Source organism: Ruegeria sp. AD11(2025) (assembly GCF_056542405.1).
In genome coordinates this window covers 1-17817 of the sequence record NZ_JBQFZU010000037.1, presented here as the reverse complement: position 1 = coordinate 17817, position 17817 = coordinate 1, and the positions used below count along the sequence as shown (strand labels likewise).

The window sequence follows — 17817 nt, the reverse complement described above, 5'->3', positions numbered from 1 at the left end:
CTATGTGGTCGGGCCGGGGTGGGTGGCGAGGAATGCGTCCAGTTGCTGCGTTGTTGGCATCGCCTGGGCGCAACCGGGTTGTGATACAACGATCGAGGCACAGGCCGACCCGCGCATGACCGAGTCTTTCAGCGAATGCCCCGCCGCGATTGACGCCAGCAGGCCGGCCATGAAACTGTCGCCCGCGCCGTTGGGTTTGACGGCGGTGACAGGGTAGATACCGGTGCGGATCTCCTGACCGTCCGCCAGCGTCACCGCGCCCTGTTCACCTTTCTTATAGATGACGATTCGGCCCGGTTTTTCCGCCAGTTCCTTGGCCTTGGCGAAACCCTTTTCGATACCCCCGGCCATGAAACCGAACTCTTCGTCATTGCCGACGATCAGGTCACTGGCCTCTCCGGCGAGCGACAGGACGTCGGCGGCCACCTCGGGCGAGGGCCAGCTATAGGGGCGGTAATCAATGTCGAAAATTACGGGCAACCCGGCTGCGCGGGCGTTTTCGAAAGCGCGGAAGGTGGCGCTGCGCGAGGGTTCTGCTGCAAAGACAGTGCCCGCCGAGATCACGGCGGAGAAGGCGGAATAGTCGACCTTGTCCATGTCCTCTTCAGTGACCTGAAAATCGACGGCCCCATTGCGATAGATGACGTTCTGGAAATTCTCGATCCGGCTTTCATAAACGGCCAGCGACATGCGGTATTCACCGCCAACGACACGGATATTGGACGTGTCGACGCCATAGTGGCGCAGGCGATTCAGGCAGAATCGCCCAATGGCATCATCCGAGACCGAGGTGACCAGCGACGCCTGACTACCCAACTTGACCAGACCTGCACAGATATTGGCCGACGATCCGCCCAGATCGGCGTGGAACGTATCAGCATCTTCGCTTTTGACGCCAATGGGATCGGCGAACATGTCCATGCCCGCACGCCCCAACACGGCGAACCGGTTTCCTTTGATACCGTCTATCAAAGCGCTCACGTCATATTCCTCCGGCAAGCTGGGGTCGGCAAAGTTTGGACCTTGCGTTGAATCGATTCACACGATACTCATTTTGCAACCGGTTGCAAATGATATGTTCGGAGCCGCGACAGATGCCTGAAATCGGAATTGGAATTGTTGGCGGTGGCTATATGGGCAAGGCCCATTCCGTTGCCATGTCGGCGGTGGGTGCAGTGTTCAACACGGCACTTCGCCCGCGTCTTGAGATGATCTGCGCCTCAAGCCCCGAAAGCGCCGAACGGTATCGGGCGGCGTACGGATTCCGCCGCGCGACCGAGGACTGGCGGGTGCTGGTCAACGACCCGGCGGTCGAGGCTGTAGTGATCGCCTCACCCCAGAACACCCACCGCCAGATCGCCGAAGCGTCCTTTGCCTTGGGCAAGCCGGTGCTGTGCGAAAAGCCGCTTGGCGCGTCGATGCAGGATGGAGCAGCCATGGTAGCGGCCGCCGAGGCGGCCGGTGTCACCAACATGGTCGGCTTCAATTATGCCCGCACCCCCGCCACGCAATACGCGCGAAAACTGATTGCAGAGGGTGAGCTGGGAGACATCACCTGGTTCCGCGGCGAGCATACTGAAGATTTTTATGCCGACCCCGAGGCCCCGGCCACCTGGCGCACAACCGGCATGGCAAACGGAACGATGGGCGATCTGGCGCCGCACATGATCAATGGCGCGCTGGCGCTGATGGGGCCGATTGCCGAGGTTATGGCCGAGGTCGAGACCGTTCACCACTCCCGCCCCGGCGGCATGGTGGACAATGATGATCACGCGCAGATCATGTGCCGGTTCGAAAATGGTGCGATGGGCAATATCTATGTCAGCCGCGTCGCGACAGGCCGCAAGATGGGCTACGCCTATGAGATTTCTGGCACCAAGGGCGCTCTGCGTTTTGATCAGGAGGACCAGAACGCTCTGTGGTTCTATCGCCGCGAAGGCCCCGAGGCGCAGCGCGGCTTCACCAAGATCCTGACCGGTCCGGCGCATCCGGACTACGAACCCTTCTGTCAGGGTCCGGGCCACGGGACCGGCTATCAGGACCAGATCATCATTGAGGCCAAGGATTTCCTGCAGGCGATCCATACCGGGCAGCCCATCTGGCCCACCTTCCACGACGGGCACGAGGTTAACCTTGTCGTCGCCGCGGCGCTGGCGTCCTCCCGGCAACGGCAATGGCAAAACATCCGCGATTTCTGATCGCGAACGGCAAAACACTTAAGAGAGACAAATACCATGGCAAAGCTGAAATGGGGCATGATTGGTGGTGGCGAAGGAAGCCAGATTGGGCCTGCACACCGTCTGGGGGCTCAGGCGGACGGCATGTTCGAGTTCGCAGCCGGTGCGCTGGATCACCGCCCCGACGTAGGCCGGGAATATGCGCAGCGGCTGGGCGTGGCCGCCGACCGCGCCTATGGCGATTGGCAAGAGATGCTGGCTGGCGAAAAGGGCCGCGCCGACCGGATCGATCTGGTGACGATTGCCACGCCAAACTCCACCCATTTCGAGATCGCCAAAGCGTTCCTTGAGGCCGGGTTCAACGTACTGTGCGAAAAGCCGATGACCATGACCGTGGAAGAGGGTGAGGAGATTGTCCGCGTGACCGAGGCGTCGGGCAAGATCTGTGCGGTGAATTACTGCTATTCCGCCTATCCGATGGTGCGGCAGGCCCGTGCGATGGTGCGGGCAGGCGACATTGGCAAGGTGCGTCTGGTCGTCACCAATTTCAGTCACGGCCACCATGGCGATGCCACCGATGCCGACAACCCGCGTGTGCGCTGGCGCTATGATCCAGCGATGGCGGGGGTTTCGGGGCAATTCGCTGATTGCGGCATCCACGCGCTGCACATGGCCAGCTTCATCTGCGATGATGAGGTGAAGACACTGTCCGCCGACATGGCTTCGACCATTTCCAGCCGCGAACTGGAAGACGACGCAATGATCAACTTCCGGATGGAGGGTGGCGCTGTCGGCCGCCTATGGACCTCATCCGTGGCCATCGGGCGGCAACACGGGTTCGACATTCAGGTGTTCGGTGAAACCGGCGGTCTGCGCTGGACTTCGGAACAACCCAACCAATTGATCTATACCCCTGTTGGCGGGCGCACCCAGATCATCGAAAAGGGTGAGGGCGGCCTGCATGATGAAGCGCAGCGCCTGTCCCGCGTGGCCATCGCGCATCCCGAAGGGTTTCCGCTGGCGGTCGCCAATATCTATTGCGACCTGGCCGATGCGATCCGGGGCGAGACCCGCGACGGCCTGCCGGGCGCGTCAGACGGGGTTCGCTCGATTGCCGCTGTGCACGCGGCCGTGGCATCGGGCAAAGAGGACGGCGCCTGGAAAGACGCGCGCCCGCCGATGTTCCAGTGATCAGGGGCGGGGCCGCAGCGTGCCCCGCTCAATCACCCGGCAAGGGAAAATCCGCGCCTCGGGGTAGCGTTTGGGGTCCTTCAGCATTTCCTCGACCAGATCCACGGACGAGGTGATGATCTGCTTGATCGGCTGGTGAATTGTAGTGAGGTCTACGCTCTCCCACCGCGACATTTCCATATCGTTGAGGCCGATGATGCCGATATCCGTGCCCGGTTTCAGCCCGTGATCCCGCAGGGCCGACAGGGCGCCGATGGACAGGATGTCGTCACCGCAGAAATAGCCTTCGGCGGGGGTGCCAGCCAGCAATCTCAGCATCTCGGCACGCCCTGCGTCAAAGGAATAGGCCCCAGCGAAGGAATGCGACACCTCAATGTCGGGGCGTTTTTCTAACTCCTCCATGAAGCCGCGATACCGGTCCATGGCCGATGTTGCATCCTTCGGCCCGCCCAGATATCCCACGCGCCGGTAGCCGCGCGCCAGAAGTTCACGCGCTGCCATCCGCCCGCATTCCACGTTGTCGATTCCCACGACGTGAACTTCTGGCGATGTGGCCGAGCGGCCGAATGTATGTACCACCGGAACGCCCGCGTCATGAAACGCCTTTGCAAAACTGGGTGGCAAAGTCGATGAGGCGACGATGGCGGCATCTACCGAGTATTGCCGCAACATTCGCACCGAATTGGCCGGTTCGGTCTCGTCCGTCAGATTCACGATCAGCGGCCGCAGCCCACGTTCCTGCAGGGCGCGGGTGAACTGGTCGAATACCTCAAGGAAGATCGGGTTGTGGAAGTTGTTGGAGATCAACCCGATCAGCTTGGTCCGTCCCGTGGTCAGCGACGACGCCAGCGCGTTGGGACTGTAGCCCAGTTCCTTGGCGGCTTTTTCAACCTTGCTGCGGGTCTTGGCCGACACCGAAGCGCCCTCGGTAAAGGTGCGTGAAACGGCCGAGCGGGACACGCCGGCCAGTGCGGCGACATCTTTGAGGGTGACACTCATGACTGGCGCCCGCGGAACTGGGGAAGGCTAACAAGCGAATTCATGATGAAATACTACGCGCCAACGGTCAAAACTTGCAATCGGTTGCAAGCGTCGGGTTCAAATTACGCCGGGCCCGTGTCATTTGCGCGATTTGGAGATGAAATGGTGGGTGATGAGAGACTCGAACTCCCGACATCTTCGGTGTAAACGAAGCGCTCTACCAACTGAGCTAATCACCCGTGACGGTGCATGTAGCCAAGCCAGAGCGCGGGCGCAAGAGGGTCTGGCACAATTTCTTTGATGTACGGCCCGGTCAGGCGAGTTCCTTTGATATTGCTCCACGTTTATTTTGTTCATTTTCGGCAGGCTGCGCCCTCGGTCCAGGGAAAGGCGCTTGCGTGCCATATGCGCCCTCAGATATTCCCGAAGGAACTGAAACCTTCCAGACGGGAGAGCACATGATCCTTTCCCTTGCCCGCCGATGTGCAATCGCAGCCTTGGTGTTGGGCACATTGACGCTGGCCCCGATAAGGGCCGGAGCGGCGGAGGTTTTGGTTTTTGCCGCCGCCAGCCTGAAAAATGCCTTGGACGAGATCGCGCCGGTTTTCGAACAGCAAACCGGGCATGAGGTCACGGTGTCCTATGCAGCCTCGTCCGTATTGGCGCGGCAGATTCAACTGGGCGCACCTGCGCATCTGTTCATTTCGGCGAATGTGGATTGGATGGATGTTCTGCAGAACCAGGAATTGATCGACGCGGACTCGCGGGTGGATTTGCTGGGTAATGGGTTGGTTCTGATTGGCGGTGCAGGTCAGGATCAGATCGGCCGGATGCAGCCGGATGTCGATCTGCCTGCGAGGCTTGGGAACGGGCATCTGGCGATGGCGCTAGTCGATGCGGTGCCAGCGGGAATTTACGGCAAGGCGGCGCTGCAGAACCTGGGGTTGTGGGAGGATGTGCAGACCCGGATCGCACAGACCGACAACGTTCGCGCGGCGCTCGCGCTGGTTGCGTCAGGGGCCGCGCCGTTGGGGATTGTCTACCAGTCGGATGCGCAAGTCGAAGACCGGGTTCAGGTTGTGGCCTCGTTCCCGCCCGATCTGCACCCGCCGGTTATCTATCCGGCAGCGGTGACCGCGTCTGGCACAACCGCAGCTCGGGCGTTTCTGGATCACCTGCAATCGGACGCCGCCCAGGAAGTTTTCATCACACAGGGCTTTGCCCTACCGGATCGCTGACACATGGGGTGGTTGGGGCCAGCAGAGCTTGAAGCGCTCAGACTGTCATTGCGCGTTTCCTTTTGGGCTACGCTGGTGACCTTGCCTTTTGGCATTTTTGTGGCCTACGCGCTGGCGCGCTGGCGGTTTCCCGGCCGTCAGTTGCTGAACGGGTTGGTGCATCTGCCACTGATCCTGCCACCGGTGGTGACCGGATATCTGCTATTGCTGACCTTCGGCATCCAGGGGCCGTTGGGCAAGCTGCTGGCCGAGTTTGGCATCGTCGTGGCCTTTCGCTGGACCGGCGCGGCGCTGGCCGCAGGGATCATGGCCTTTCCGTTGATGGTGCGGGCCATCCGCCTGTCGATCGAGGCGGTGGACCCCAAGTTGGAGCAGGCTGGGGCGACACTGGGCGCGTCGCGCCCCTTCGTCTTTGCCACAGTCACCCTGCCAATGATTCTGCCCGGTGTGATCGCTGGTGCCATTCTTGCCTTTGCCAAAGCGATGGGAGAGTTCGGGGCCACGATAACCTTTGTTTCCAACATCCCGGGCCAGACCCAAACCCTGCCGTCGGCAGTCTATGCCTTTTTGCAAGTGCCGGGGGGCGGGGGCGCGGCGACGCGGCTGGTGGTGGTGTCGATCATCATCGCCATGGGGGCGTTGCTACTGTCGGAATATGTCGGTCGTCGCGCCGCTGCCCGGGTGTCCGGGTCATGAGTCTGTCTGTCCGCCTGCAGCACGATCTGCCCGACCTAACGCTGGATCTCAGCTTTGACGCGCCCTCGGGCGTGACCGTTCTGTTTGGGCGCTCCGGGTCGGGCAAGACCACAGTGGTCAATGCCGTGGCCGGTTTGCTGCGCCCCAAGGCCGGGCGGATCGCTGTAGACGGGTGGGAGCTTTTCGATACCGAGAAGAACCTCTGGCTGCCGCCGCATCGCAGGCGGTTGGGTTATATCTTTCAGGAAGGCCGTCTGTTCCCGCATCTGACCGTGCGGCAGAACCTGTCCTATGGCCGCTGGTTTGCGCCGAAACGAGCGCGCCGCGAGGACCCGGACAAAGTGATCGAGATGCTGGGCATAGGACATTTGCTGGACCGCCGTCCTGCTGGCCTGTCAGGCGGTGAAAAGCAGCGCGTGGCGATTGGACGAGCATTGCTGGCCAGTCCACGGCTGATCCTGGCCGATGAACCTCTGGCCGCGTTGGACGACGAACGCAAGGCTGAGATCCTGCCTTATTTCGAACGGCTGCGGGATGAGGTCTCGGTGCCGATTCTCTATGTCACACATTCCGCGGCCGAGGTCGCGCGGCTGGCGACTTCCGTGGTTGCGCTTCAGGACGGCAAGGCGGTGCGACACGGCCCGGCGTCCGAGGTGATGGCCGATCCGTCGATCGCCCCGGCCGGGGTACGTGCTGTGGGCGCGGTGCTTAAGGTTCGGGTGCGGGACCATCACGCCGACGGGCTGACTGAATTGGATGCTGGCGGCGCGCGCCTGTTCCTGCCGCGCATTCCGCATCAGGTGGGGGAAGAACTGCGCATCCGTATTCCGGCTCAGGAGGTGATCCTGTCCAGCAAGCGGCCCGAGGGACTCTCGGCCTTGAACATGCTGGCAGGAACAGTCGATACGATCCGCGCGGGTGAAGGGCCGGGAGCCATTGTGTCGGTCCAAACCCCGGCAGGACCGGTACTGGCCCGCGTCACCCGCCGCTCGGTCGAGGCGCTGGGGCTGGAGCCCGGCAAGCCCTGCTATGCGGTGATCAAGACGGTTGCCCTGGCGCCGCAGGATGTTGGCGGTCGGCTGAGCGCCCGATGAGCCCGGGCTTTACTCACAAGCCGTGCCTCCTATGATTTATGGTAATGTCCGAATGTGTTTCAGGCCAAGGATTTGTTGCTATGCGGTTTTTCAGAGTTTCAGGCACAGTTGTTCTTCTTTTGCTGCCAACACTGGCGCAAGCCGTCGGAGTTGGCTTTGCAATCAGGCCCGGATATCGCGCAACGGTCACGCAGTTGGACAATGGTAATTACCAGGTGGCCACCCATGGCTCGTCAGCGGCAATCGCCTATTGGTGCGGTATTGGAGATTTCGCCATCCGCACCCTCGGCCTGCCGACGACCCAGCGCATTTACGTCGCCAAAGCCTATGACAAGCAGACGCGTACAGTGCAGTTTTCGCTGGCGCCGCCCGAAGGCGGCGACACCTCGAAAAGCTATTCTATCACGGTCAGCCGCGTGGGTGAGAATATGTCGGCATCCGGAGCACAGAGCCATTGCTTTGACAACATCATGGATTTCGACTTCTGACCAAAATCAGACCCACTTGGCCAATGGGGGCAGGCTCATCAGCACTGCGTCCGGGTCGTGGCCGGTTTCCAGCCCAAACTTGGTGCCCCGGTCGTAAACCAGATTGTATTCGGCATAGAGGCCGCGATGCACCAGTTGGGTGTTTTTATCGTCATCGTCAAAGCCCTGCACGCGGCGCTTTTCGACCAGAGGCAGGAAGGCAGGTAAAAAGGCCCGGCCAATATCCTGTGTCAGCGCAAAATCTGCCGCCCAGTCACCGGTGCAGTAGTCATCCATGAAGATGCCGCCCACGCCTCGGGCGCGTTTCCGGTGTGGGATATAGAAGTATTCGTCCGCCCATTCCTTGAGGCGCGGATAGTGCCCCGGTCCGTGCGGGTCCAGGTGCGCCTTCTGCGTGGCGTGGAAATGAACGGTGTCTTCATCATATTCGATACAGGGGTTCAGGTCCGATCCGCCTCCGAACCACCATGCGTGTGGCGTCCAGAACATACGGGTATTCATATGCACGGCCGGGACATGCGGGTTCTGCATGTGTGCGACCAGCGAAATGCCAGAGGCCCAGAAACGTGGATCATCGACCATGCCGGGAATGCCCTTGCGGGCGGCCATGGCTTGCTGCGCCCGCTCACCCAGCGTGCCGTAGACGGTCGAGATGTTGACGCCAACCTTTTCGAAAACGCGGCCACCGCGCATCACAGACATCAACCCGCCACCCGCGTCCGAACCGTCCTCGGATTGGCGTGTGGTTTCCTTGACCTCGAACCGGCCGGGCTTCCCATCCGAGAATGGCCCGCTGTCGTGACTGTCTTCCAGGGCTTCGAATGCGGTGACGATCCGGTCGCGCAAATCGCGGAACCAAGCAGAGGCGGTTGATTTTTCAGTGTCGAACATGGGGATTAGTGGGCCGGGGCTGCGACGGGATCCAGCAGGGTGCGGCCGCCGTCAATGGTCAGGATTTGCCCGGTGATGAACCCGGCGGCGTCCGAGGCTAGAAACTGTGCCGTCTCGGTCAACTCGGTAGGCGCGGCGATCCGGGCCAGAGGGGTGTGTTTCTCGATGTCGTCGCGGAAGTCGCGGTTCTCTTTCAGGGTGGATTGCAGCGAGGCACTCATCACCGAGCCCAGAGCGATCGAGTTCACCCGGATACGGTTCGGGGCCAGCGCCACTGCCAGTGAGCGGGTCAACTGGTCCAGTGCGGCAGTCGACACGGAATAGGCCATCAGATCAGGGTGCGTGCGCCGGGCGGCAATCGAGGACAGGTTGATGATCGACCTGGCCGGGTTTTCGTCCTCGTCATCGGCTTGTTTGATCATCCGTTTGGCGACTAGCTGGCTCAGCCGCAGGGCAGGCATCAGGTTCTGGTTTAGCAGGGTACGCACCGAGTCATCTTCGGTATCCAGCGGATCGGAGGGGATCACCTGCCGCGCGCCGTTGATCAGAATGTCCACCTGATCGAACGCGTCGATGGTGGCGGACAGAAGGTTGGCGATGGTCAGCTTTTCCCGCAGGTCCCCGGCGAAGAAACGGATATTACTGTCGTCGGCCTGTTCCCCCAGCTCCTCGGTCAGCCGTTTCTCGTCCATGTCGGCAAACATCACATTGGCACCTGCATCAGCAAAGTGACGCCCGATGGCCAGACCGACGCCGTTGGCCCCGCCGGTCACGATTGCAGTTTTGCCAGCTATGGAAAAGGACATGCGTAAACTCCTGAGTTGCGGCGCAGGTTAGCCGGGATCACCGCCGAGGGCGAGAGGCATGAAAGACCTTGAACCGATTGTCGCCGGTTACTTCTTCGACATGGATAAAAACGTCGGTCAGAGTGGTTTCATAGGGCAGGTGACGGTTGGCAACCATCCACAGTGCACCGGTGCGGGTCAGGTTCCTGGCGGACGACCGGATGAAGCCTTGCCCCAGCTCCGGTTCGGCGCTGCGGCCGGTGTGGAACGGCGGGTTCATCACCACTGCGTCGATGGGTTCGGGTGCAAGCCAGGTCACCGCATCGGCCCAGTGAAACTGCGCGCGTGGGTCAGCTACATTGGTGCGGGCGCAGGTAAGCGCGGTGCGGTCGGCCTCGACCAGATGCAGGGCCTTCAGGCCCGGAGCCTGCAGAAGCCCGGCGGACAGATATCCCCAACCCGCACCAAGGTCAGCGACCCGAGCGCCCGGCTTTTCGGGCAGCGCCGCCCGCAACAGGGCCGAAGCCGGATCGATGCCGTCCGCCGAGAACACCCCCGGCGCGGTCTGAAAGCCGTCTGCGGTCTGATGCTCGGGCGCGGCCCAATCCGCAAAAGTCTGGCGATCCGACTGGAACCAGAAAATCTTGCCATGGGCCTTGGAGATCGGCCCCTCGACCACGACGCGTTTTCGGATGTCTTTCAGCAGGCTGTCGACGCCATCGGTCTTGGCGCCGTCCACGACGACGACTCCAGTGGCGCGACAGCACGCTTGATACACCTTCGAGCGGGCCAGCGCCTTGGCACGGGGCAGGATCACAATGGCGTCCCGACAGGGCTCATCCGTTTCAGGAATGACCGAGAACCCCTGGTTGGCAAAGTGATCATGAAACGGCTTGAACGGCTGCACCACCTGCGTCTCGCGGGGCAAGGCAGACAGGTCACTGCTTGCGGTCGGTCCAAGCACCGTCAGCGGTTGCGACAGCGAAAGGCCGCTATGCAGGGCGAGATCGAGACGAGGAGACATGAACGACTTCGAAAGAGCAGCGCGGGCTTACTCTTCCCGCTCCATGGTGCATTGCAGAGGGTGCTGATGCCGACGGGCAAAATCCATGACCTGACCTACTTTGGTCTCGGCGATCTCGTGGCTGAACACACCCACGACCGCGACGCCTTTTTTGTGGACGGTCAACATGATCTCGAACGCTTGTGCGTGGGTCATGCTGAAGAAGCGCTCCAGTACATGCACCACGAACTCCATTGGGGTGTAGTCGTCATTCAGCAGCAGAACCTTGTACAGTGGCGGGCGCTTGGTCTTTGGGCGCGTCTGCACCAGGACTGACGAGTCTGGGTCGTCGTCGTCCGGTTTGTCAGACATGATCCATTGGTGTTCAAGCATTGCGTTCTACTGTCCGATTCAGGCTTCGGTTTATCTGTGCGCTTATATAACGTCGTACTTGCCAGAGAAAAGAGCCAGCAGGACGTATTCGACATGGGTCAAAACCTTACCACAATCGGCTTCGATGCGGATGATACTTTGTGGCACAACGAGCGTTTTTTTCAGCTCACACAGGCTCATTTCACCGATTTGCTGGCCGATCATGCCGAGAAGGATCATCTGTTGGAGCGCCTGCTGGCGGCTGAAAAGCGCAACATCCGTCACTACGGGTACGGAATCAAAGGCTTTACCCTGTCGATGATCGAAACCGCGGTCGAGGTGACGAATGATCGGGTTCCGGCCTCGGTAATCCGCCAACTGGTCGAAGCCGGGCAAGAGATGCTGGCCCATCCGATCGAGCTGCTGCCCCATGCACGTGAGGCGATCGAGAGCGCGGCGGCGACTCATCAGGTGGTGCTGATCACCAAGGGCGACCTGATCGACCAGGAGCGGAAACTGGCGCAGTCCGGATTGGGAGAGCTGTTCGACGGGGTTGAAATCGTCTCTGAGAAGACACCACAGACCTATCTGCAGATTTTTAACCAGTACGAGGGCGGACCTGCGTCGGCCATGATGGTCGGCAATTCAATGCGATCCGATGTGGTGGCCCCGATTCAGGCGGGATGCTGGGGCGTGTATGTGCCGTACGGGCTGGTCTGGGAGGTCGAGCAGGCCGAAACGCCAGCCGAGAACCCCCGGTACCGCGAGTTGCAGGACCTGGGCCAGCTCTCGGACCTTGTTCAGCGGCTCGGCTGATGTTGCCGAATGGTCTCAGTTTCGAAAATTCGACGCAGAGCGGCGGCATTTTCCGGTCACATTCATGGATGTGGTGGGGCAGGGGACGTGCATGGCCATATGTTGTATGTCATCCAAAGGGTAACCAAACAGCGATTTGATGAGCTTTTGGTTTATTTCATTGGGTCCCTGTGTTAGCCTTTAAAGCAATAAAATAATTACAAGCTGACCGGGAAAACCCGGCGGCCCGAGGTAGACAGAGGCAAAGATCGTGCAGGTTCGGCGGACAGTTCCGGCCCGAATGGGCTTATTCCTTATAGCATTCTTGTGGCTGCTCTCCTTTGCGCCGTTGCAAGGGGTGGCCGCGCCCTATGCGGCAATGGTGATTGATGCACGAACCGGAGAGGTGCTGCACTCGCGCAACGCCGACACACGGTTGCATCCGGCTTCGCTGACCAAGATGATGACGCTCTACATCGCGTTCGAAGCGGTGCGGAACGGGGAAATCACGCTGGACACACCGGTGCGTATCACCACGAAAGCCGCGTCCGAGCCGCCATCGAAACTGGGTTTGCGCACAGGGCAGAAGATTGCCTTCCGCTATCTGATTCGCGCTGCCGCAGTGAAGTCGGCCAATGATGCCGCCACCGCCATCGGTATCGCCATCAGCGGGTCCGAAGCCGCCTTTGCTCGCCGCATGACCCGCACCGCCAAGGCCATGGGGATGAGCCGCACTACGTTCAAGAACGCGCATGGTTTGACAGAATCGGGTCACCTGTCCACCGCACGGGACATGACCACACTGGGCCGTCACCTGCTGTATGATTACCCGCAGTACTACAACCTGTTCTCGCGGCAATCGACCAATGCCGGGATCAAGACGGTTCCGAACACGAACCGTCGCCTGCTGGCCGCCTATAAAGGCGCGGATGGGATCAAAACCGGTTACACCCGGGCTGCGGGCTTCAACCTTGTGGCTTCGGCCAAGCGCAAAGATGAACGGATCATCGCCACCGTGTTCGGCGGTAAATCCGGCGCATCGCGCAATGCCAAAGTGGCCGAGCTGCTGGACATGGGTTTCCGCCGCGCACCGTCGCGGGCACCGATCCGCAAACCGGCCCGTCCGGCCTATGCCGGGAATGTCGGGTTGGACGCGACTGTCGCGGCTCTGACCGGAGCACCGAAAACCAGCCTGCGGCCGGTGCTACGTCCGGGGCCAGGTGCTGCCGTACAGGTGGCTGGCACCGTTGCCGCGACCGCTGCCAAGAACGGTGCGCGCATTCAGGACGGTATCGCCGCAGCCATTGCGGCTGCGGATGTTCAGGCTGCAACCGACGACACAACGCGGCCAGCCGCACGTCCGGAAAAACTGGTTCTGGCATCGACCGACCCGAACGTGCAGCCCGAGCCCGAACAGGAAATTGTGACCCGGCTGTCTACATCCGGCGGGCATTTGTGGGGCGTCAATGTGGGCCGCTATACCACCCGATACGAGGCGGAAAAGGTTTTGCTGAAAACCGCCCTGTCGGAAATGACCACTCTGGAAGGAACCCTGCGCAAGGTGAACCAAAGCTCGCGCGGGTTCGAGGCGACATTTCAGGGCATGACCCGCGAACAGGCTGATCTGGCCTGCCGCAGGCTTCAGGCCCGGAATGTCACATGTTTCATGATCGGGCCGTCATAAGATCCGACATATACTCTCCTGAATGGGTCTGGCTGCGAGGATACTCGCAGCCTCTTTTTTTGTCAGAACGCCTTAGTCGAACACGTGGCCGTGCTGATATTGCTCATCCTGCCCGGCAGCTGCGGTCAGAGCGGCCACGTTGTCCTTTGTAAAGAACCCGTCATAGTGATGGCAGCGCTCGATATACTCGGTGATCAGCAGAGTGTTTTTTGAGTGTTTCGAGAAAATCTGTTTCAGGTTAGGGTCGTCTTTGCATTCACCCACCACATGCGCCAGGAACGGCACGCCCTTGTCCTTGAGCGTATTGACAACGAAATCGACATTCTTTTCCCCGGCGTTGTGATCACCATCCTGAATCTCAACCGCCATGTGATGCAGGCGGCGACCAAAATTGCGGACAAAATCCTCGGTTGGCATGGGCAACTGTTCAAAGGAATTGACGAAGGAAGGCGTGTTGTTCGCCGTGAAGACCTTGGCGGGTGACTTCTTGTCATCATCCACATTGGCATTCCGGTTCACATTGGTCGACGAGTTCATGTCGAAGATGTTGTACGCCCCCCAGAAATAATAGGGCACCATGGTCAGGAACTCGAGGATCGCGTCCTCACGCTCACCGGCCAGAATGCGGGTGGCGAGGTGATCGATCCCCAGCATCAAAGGAGAGATTTTGCTGTCCGCCCCAAACGCGGCGGCCTGATCCAGTTGTGCCCGTTCCGCATTGCTCAGCAGCACGCGGTCCCCCAGCCCCAAACCGTCCGGGTCATTGAAGTCCAGCGTGGAATAACCCACCCGGTTGCAGGTAAAATCGGACGGGGTGGTGAAGCAGAACCCATCCTGCGTGTAGAATGGGTTCTCGGTATCGCCTTTGTACTCAAAGCGGATGTTTTGATCTTCGAGCGTCTTGCTGAGCGTTTTCAGGTCGGTCGCACCATAGATTTCTCCGACGTATCGGGTTTGTGGTGTGTTACGCGCCAGCGGGTACATCCGGTTGATGCGTGGGATGAAGTCCTCAAAGCTGGGGTTCAGCGGGGCCATCACGATCATGGCCGGGTAATCGGGATGCGAATGCAGGATTGAGAACTTGTGGGTCTGCCCCATATATGTGGCCGTGTGGCGATATGGGGTCATCACATACAGCTCAATCAGCGTATCGAACAGCGCGGTGGTTTCCACCTGCAGGACTATTGCCCGCATCGGCCCAACCTGATCGGCCACGCCCGAGCTGGTACGCCGTTCGTAGATCATCGGCAGGTACTCGTTGAAGAAGTCCGAGTTCTTCTTGTCCCCGCGGGGCTGATACGACATCAAATCGAAAGACATTGATAAACCTCCTTGCGCATACCCGGTGGCAGTCGGGCGTGGCCTTGCTTGGATTTCCAATAATCAGAACATGCACTTGCGGTCATGCTAGGGTCAGAAGTCCAAGCGGGCAACAGTAAGAAGGTGGGGCGATGGTCTTACGACCGCATGGTCATCGGGTGAATTTTGTCACCTCGACACCGCCTGCGATCAGGTTCTCGCGCACGGACCGAGCGATTTGCACTGCGGTAGGTCCATCGCCATGCAGGCAGATCGTATCGATCGAGGTTTCAAGCAGTTTGCCGGATTCGGTGATGATGGCGCCTTCGCGGACCATGTTCAGGATGCGCGGCCCGGCAAGCTCCGGGTCATGGATAACCGCGCCGGGCAGGCTGCGATCCACCAGAGTGCCGTCATCATTATAGGCGCGGTCGGCAAAAATCTCGCCGACCCATTTGCAGCCAATCTCACGCACAGCCTCTTCTTGTTTGGTGACGGCTAAAACCATGATGATGATATCCGGGTCCACGTCCAGCGCGCCCAGATAACAAGCCCGCGCCATGTCGATATCGACCGAGCACATATTGGCCAGCGCTCCGTGCAGTTTCAGGTGTCGGACTTTGGTGCCAACTGCCTTGGCCATCCCCATCGCCGCGCCCAGTTGATAACGCACCAGATTGCGCAAGCTGTCATGGGGCACCTTCATGTTGCGGCGACCAAACCCCTGCAGGTCGGGAAAGCCGGGATGCGCACCGATGCCCACTCCGTTCCGGGCCGCCAGAGTCATCGTCTTTGCCATCACATCCGGATCGCCCGCGTGAAAGCCGCAGGCTATATTGGCCGATGTGATGATCTTCAGCAGGCTGTCATCATCGCCCATTTTCCATGGGCCAAAGCTTTCTCCCATATCTGCATTCAGATCGACGCTGGGCATCGGCAACACTCCTTACTCGGTGGCAGAGACCATTCCGCCGATCAATTGGTAGGACAACAGATCCGGTATGTCATGTGGGTTAAGGACCAGAGGTTCGACCCGTGTCCGCAATCGTGACAGATCGGAAAGATAGGTTGCATGCAGGGCGACAGCTTCCTCCATCGTCACGAATTGGAACCGGACCTGCCCTCCCGGAGGGGTCTGCGCCGCACGGGGCAGGTCACAGGGCAGAACGGTGGCAATCCGGGGATAGCCTCCGGTGGTCTGACATTCGGGCAGAAGGATAAAGGGGTTGCCGGTGCCAGTCATCTGGATGTCACCGGGGGTGATCACCTCGGACAATATGTTCAGCTGACCTTGGGCAGCGAAACCCTCGCCATCGCTGTTTAGTTGCATACCCATCCGGTTCGCCCGTGCCCCGCGCCGAAACGCTGTCCGGGCAAAACGGTTCAGCGTGCTCTGCTCGAACAAGGGGGTTTGAAAGCTTGCAACTACACGCAGAGTGCCACCGGCGAACCGATCCTCCGGACGCAGCTTCATTCCAGCGCTGCCCGCATGCGGACCTGCCGGCAACATGTCACCCATCTGCACTGCGCGCCCGACCTTCGCGGTCAAATGGGCAGAGCGCGACCCCAGAAACTGGGGCGCATCAATCCCGCCTCCAACGTGCAGATAGCCATATGTTCCTTGTGTGACCGCACCGATGGTCAGCTTCTGCCCGGCCTGCAAAGCATAAGAGGCATTCCAGGCGATCGGCGTACCATCGATATTCGCCTGCATCGACGCACCGGACAGGGCAATGTTGACTGGCTCGGTGGCCTCGAACGATCCGCCCTTGCCTGCCATTTCCAATGCAGCGCTATCTGGGCTTTGGCCCAACAGCGCTGCGCCTTCATGAAGGGCCAACTGATCCGCCGCGCCAGACCGTGACAGACCCTGATCCAGATATCCCGTGCGCCCCTGATCCTGCACTGTGCAGGCGGGTCCGATCTGATGCACAAGCAGACTCATGCGGGGATCTCCGTGCAGGACGCGCCGCCCGCGCTATCGCGGGTCGCGCGGATGGCCTCCAGTTCGTCCGGGCTAACCGGAATAAACTGCATCTCATCCCCGGGGCGCAGTGCAAAGCTCTGCTCGGCTTCGGGGCGGAAACACCGGAACGCGGTCTGACCTACATGCCGCCATCCGGTGGGGGTCGGCCCCGAAAACAGCACAAACTGGGAAATCGCCAGCACTAGGGCGCCCTCGGGTACCATCGGCGTCAGCTCCTTGAGGCGCGGAATGTTGAACTCCGGTCCCAGCGGGCCGAGATAGGGCTGACCAGGCGCGAAGCCTATGGTCAGCACTCGCACGCAGGTGTTGCCAAGGCGTTTGATGGCTTCGACGGATGACAGCCCCGCCGCGGCGGCGACCTCATCCAGTTGCGGCGCAAGCTCGCCGCCATAAACGGTTGGCACCTTCCACAGACGACGCCCGGCCGGAAGCGATGCCTGATACCAATTCTGTCGCTCTAAAATCTGTTCCAGGCGCGCCTGAATTTCGGAGTGCGGCAATCGAATTGGATCAAACCGGATATAGGCCGAAGCAAGCGAGGCCGATGTCTCGGCCACACCATCCCAATTCAGAGAGTCGACAGCGTTGCGGAACGCGAGGGCGGCACGATTGGAGGGTTCCGACATCGTATCTCCAAACGAAATCAGCACACCGTCCAGACCAACTGTTCGGATGCGTGGGAAAGGGGCTACCTGCTTGGGTGTCATCTCATAATGCGTTCGAACGTTTCTTTGCGGCGAGGTGATCTTATCCCGGGCCAATGCGCAAGCCCCGGGCTTGGACCCGAGCGGCTTTCTAAGTCTAAAATGCGAGTCGAGTCGGGAAAACTGGCCGAATTTTGGGCAACCGAGTCGGGCTGGCCTTGTGGGTGCGGAAGGCGGACTCACTATATATAGAGTGGGCGTGGACGCGGCCGGGTCATGGCTTTGTGGTGGATCACCGGCTTTGGGGTGTGTTGGCAGAGATCGCCCTGCCGGAGGTGCTCATAAATTATTGAAAATAAATAAAAAATAGTAAAATGGCAAAAAAATTGCGCAGGATGTGATTTTCTGCTTGCGGCTAGTGCTGGTTATACTTAGAACCCCCTTCACCGGCGCTGCTGAGGCGCTTGGGACGCACCGGTGAGACGGTGGGAC

General features: G+C 60.2%; 18 protein-coding genes and 1 tRNA gene. 8 read left to right on the top strand and 11 right to left on the bottom strand.

All coding sequences use genetic code 11. From position 1 onward, the window contains the following. Window positions 1-981, bottom strand: a complete 981-nt coding sequence (iolC, locus tag ACR1XY_RS21870) for a 5-dehydro-2-deoxygluconokinase (protein ID WP_480596490.1) — start codon at window positions 979-981, stop codon at window positions 1-3. Between the two features lie 113 nt (window positions 982-1094). Here iolC and ACR1XY_RS21865 point away from each other — a divergent pair, with 113 nt between their 5' ends. Together ACR1XY_RS21865 and ACR1XY_RS21860 are read left to right on the top strand one after the other, a co-directional pair. Beyond that, window positions 1095-2198 carry a Gfo/Idh/MocA family protein gene (locus tag ACR1XY_RS21865; RefSeq protein WP_480596488.1) on the top strand — a complete coding sequence of 368 codons (1104 nt, stop codon included), beginning with the start codon at window positions 1095-1097 and terminating at the stop codon, window positions 2196-2198. 36 nt (window positions 2199-2234) lie between these two features. Beyond that, a complete protein-coding gene (locus ACR1XY_RS21860) occupies window positions 2235-3368 on the top strand; it encodes a Gfo/Idh/MocA family protein (RefSeq protein WP_480596486.1) in 1134 nt (377 codons plus the stop codon). Here ACR1XY_RS21860 and ACR1XY_RS21855 read toward each other — a convergent pair whose 3' ends face one another. Beyond that, window positions 3369-4367 carry a LacI family DNA-binding transcriptional regulator gene (locus tag ACR1XY_RS21855; RefSeq protein WP_480596482.1) on the bottom strand — a complete coding sequence of 333 codons (999 nt, stop codon included), beginning with the start codon at window positions 4365-4367 and terminating at the stop codon, window positions 3369-3371. It abuts the gene before it with no gap. A 145-nt stretch (window positions 4368-4512) separates the two neighbouring features. Then, window positions 4513-4588 (bottom strand) — tRNA-Val (locus tag ACR1XY_RS21850). 219 nt (window positions 4589-4807) lie between these two features. Here ACR1XY_RS21850 and modA point away from each other — a divergent pair. The 4 genes from modA to ACR1XY_RS21830 all read left to right on the top strand — a co-directional run bounded on the left by modA (window position 4808) and on the right by ACR1XY_RS21830 (window position 7865). Then, window positions 4808-5587 (top strand): molybdate ABC transporter substrate-binding protein, encoded by a 780-nt coding sequence (modA, locus tag ACR1XY_RS21845; protein ID WP_480596479.1) that lies wholly within the window; start codon window positions 4808-4810, stop codon window positions 5585-5587. 3 nt (window positions 5588-5590) lie between these two features. Further along, a complete protein-coding gene (gene modB / locus ACR1XY_RS21840; protein WP_480596476.1) occupies window positions 5591-6283 on the top strand; it encodes a molybdate ABC transporter permease subunit in 693 nt (230 codons plus the stop codon). Continuing rightward, window positions 6280-7377 carry a molybdenum ABC transporter ATP-binding protein gene (gene modC / locus ACR1XY_RS21835; RefSeq protein ID WP_480596474.1) on the top strand — a complete coding sequence of 366 codons (1098 nt, stop codon included), beginning with the start codon at window positions 6280-6282 and terminating at the stop codon, window positions 7375-7377. Before modB ends, modC begins: the two co-directional genes overlap by 4 nt. Window positions 7378-7457: 80 nt before the next feature. Further along, window positions 7458-7865: a hypothetical protein gene (locus ACR1XY_RS21830; RefSeq protein WP_480596472.1), complete on the top strand. Its 408-nt coding sequence runs from the start codon at window positions 7458-7460 to the stop codon at window positions 7863-7865. 6 nt (window positions 7866-7871) lie between these two features. Here the strand turns inward: ACR1XY_RS21830 and hemF are convergent, their stop codons facing one another. The 4 genes from hemF to clpS are packed head-to-tail and all read right to left on the bottom strand — an operon-like array spanning window position 7872 to window position 10937. After that, the gene (hemF, locus tag ACR1XY_RS21825) at window positions 7872-8756 is read right to left on the bottom strand and encodes an oxygen-dependent coproporphyrinogen oxidase (protein ID WP_480596470.1); all 885 of its coding nucleotides are present in this window, start codon (window positions 8754-8756) and stop codon (window positions 7872-7874) included. A gap of 5 nt (window positions 8757-8761) precedes the next feature. Then, the gene (locus tag ACR1XY_RS21820) at window positions 8762-9562 is read right to left on the bottom strand and encodes an SDR family NAD(P)-dependent oxidoreductase (RefSeq protein WP_480596468.1); all 801 of its coding nucleotides are present in this window, start codon (window positions 9560-9562) and stop codon (window positions 8762-8764) included. Between the two features lie 37 nt (window positions 9563-9599). Beyond that, the gene (locus ACR1XY_RS21815) at window positions 9600-10565 is read right to left on the bottom strand and encodes a class I SAM-dependent methyltransferase (RefSeq protein ID WP_480596465.1); all 966 of its coding nucleotides are present in this window, start codon (window positions 10563-10565) and stop codon (window positions 9600-9602) included. A 27-nt stretch (window positions 10566-10592) separates the two neighbouring features. Continuing rightward, window positions 10593-10937: an ATP-dependent Clp protease adapter ClpS gene (gene clpS, locus ACR1XY_RS21810; protein WP_480596463.1), complete on the bottom strand. Its 345-nt coding sequence runs from the start codon at window positions 10935-10937 to the stop codon at window positions 10593-10595. Between the two features lie 93 nt (window positions 10938-11030). Between clpS and ACR1XY_RS21805 the strand changes: the two genes are divergently transcribed. After that, window positions 11031-11732 (top strand): HAD family hydrolase, encoded by a 702-nt coding sequence (locus ACR1XY_RS21805; RefSeq protein WP_480596461.1) that lies wholly within the window; start codon window positions 11031-11033, stop codon window positions 11730-11732. A 280-nt stretch (window positions 11733-12012) separates the two neighbouring features. Then, entirely contained in the window at window positions 12013-13395 is a 1383-nt protein-coding gene (locus ACR1XY_RS21800) for a D-alanyl-D-alanine carboxypeptidase family protein (RefSeq protein ID WP_480596459.1), read from the top strand. Between the two features lie 72 nt (window positions 13396-13467). Here ACR1XY_RS21800 and ACR1XY_RS21795 read toward each other — a convergent pair whose 3' ends face one another. From ACR1XY_RS21795 to ACR1XY_RS21780, 4 genes are all read right to left on the bottom strand, one after another. Further along, a complete protein-coding gene (locus tag ACR1XY_RS21795; RefSeq protein WP_480596457.1) occupies window positions 13468-14715 on the bottom strand; it encodes a hypothetical protein in 1248 nt (415 codons plus the stop codon). A gap of 151 nt (window positions 14716-14866) precedes the next feature. After that, on the bottom strand, window positions 14867-15628 hold the full coding sequence (locus tag ACR1XY_RS21790; RefSeq protein WP_480596455.1) for a LamB/YcsF family protein: 762 nt from the start codon (window positions 15626-15628) through the stop codon (window positions 14867-14869). A 12-nt stretch (window positions 15629-15640) separates the two neighbouring features. Then, the gene (locus ACR1XY_RS21785) at window positions 15641-16639 is read right to left on the bottom strand and encodes a 5-oxoprolinase subunit C family protein (RefSeq protein WP_480596453.1); all 999 of its coding nucleotides are present in this window, start codon (window positions 16637-16639) and stop codon (window positions 15641-15643) included. Then, complete coding sequence (locus ACR1XY_RS21780) at window positions 16636-17388, bottom strand: 5-oxoprolinase subunit B family protein (RefSeq protein ID WP_480596451.1); 753 nt, start codon at window positions 17386-17388, stop codon at window positions 16636-16638. The genes ACR1XY_RS21785 and ACR1XY_RS21780 overlap by 4 nt, the downstream gene beginning before the upstream one ends. Window positions 17389-17817: the final 429 nt, after the last annotated feature.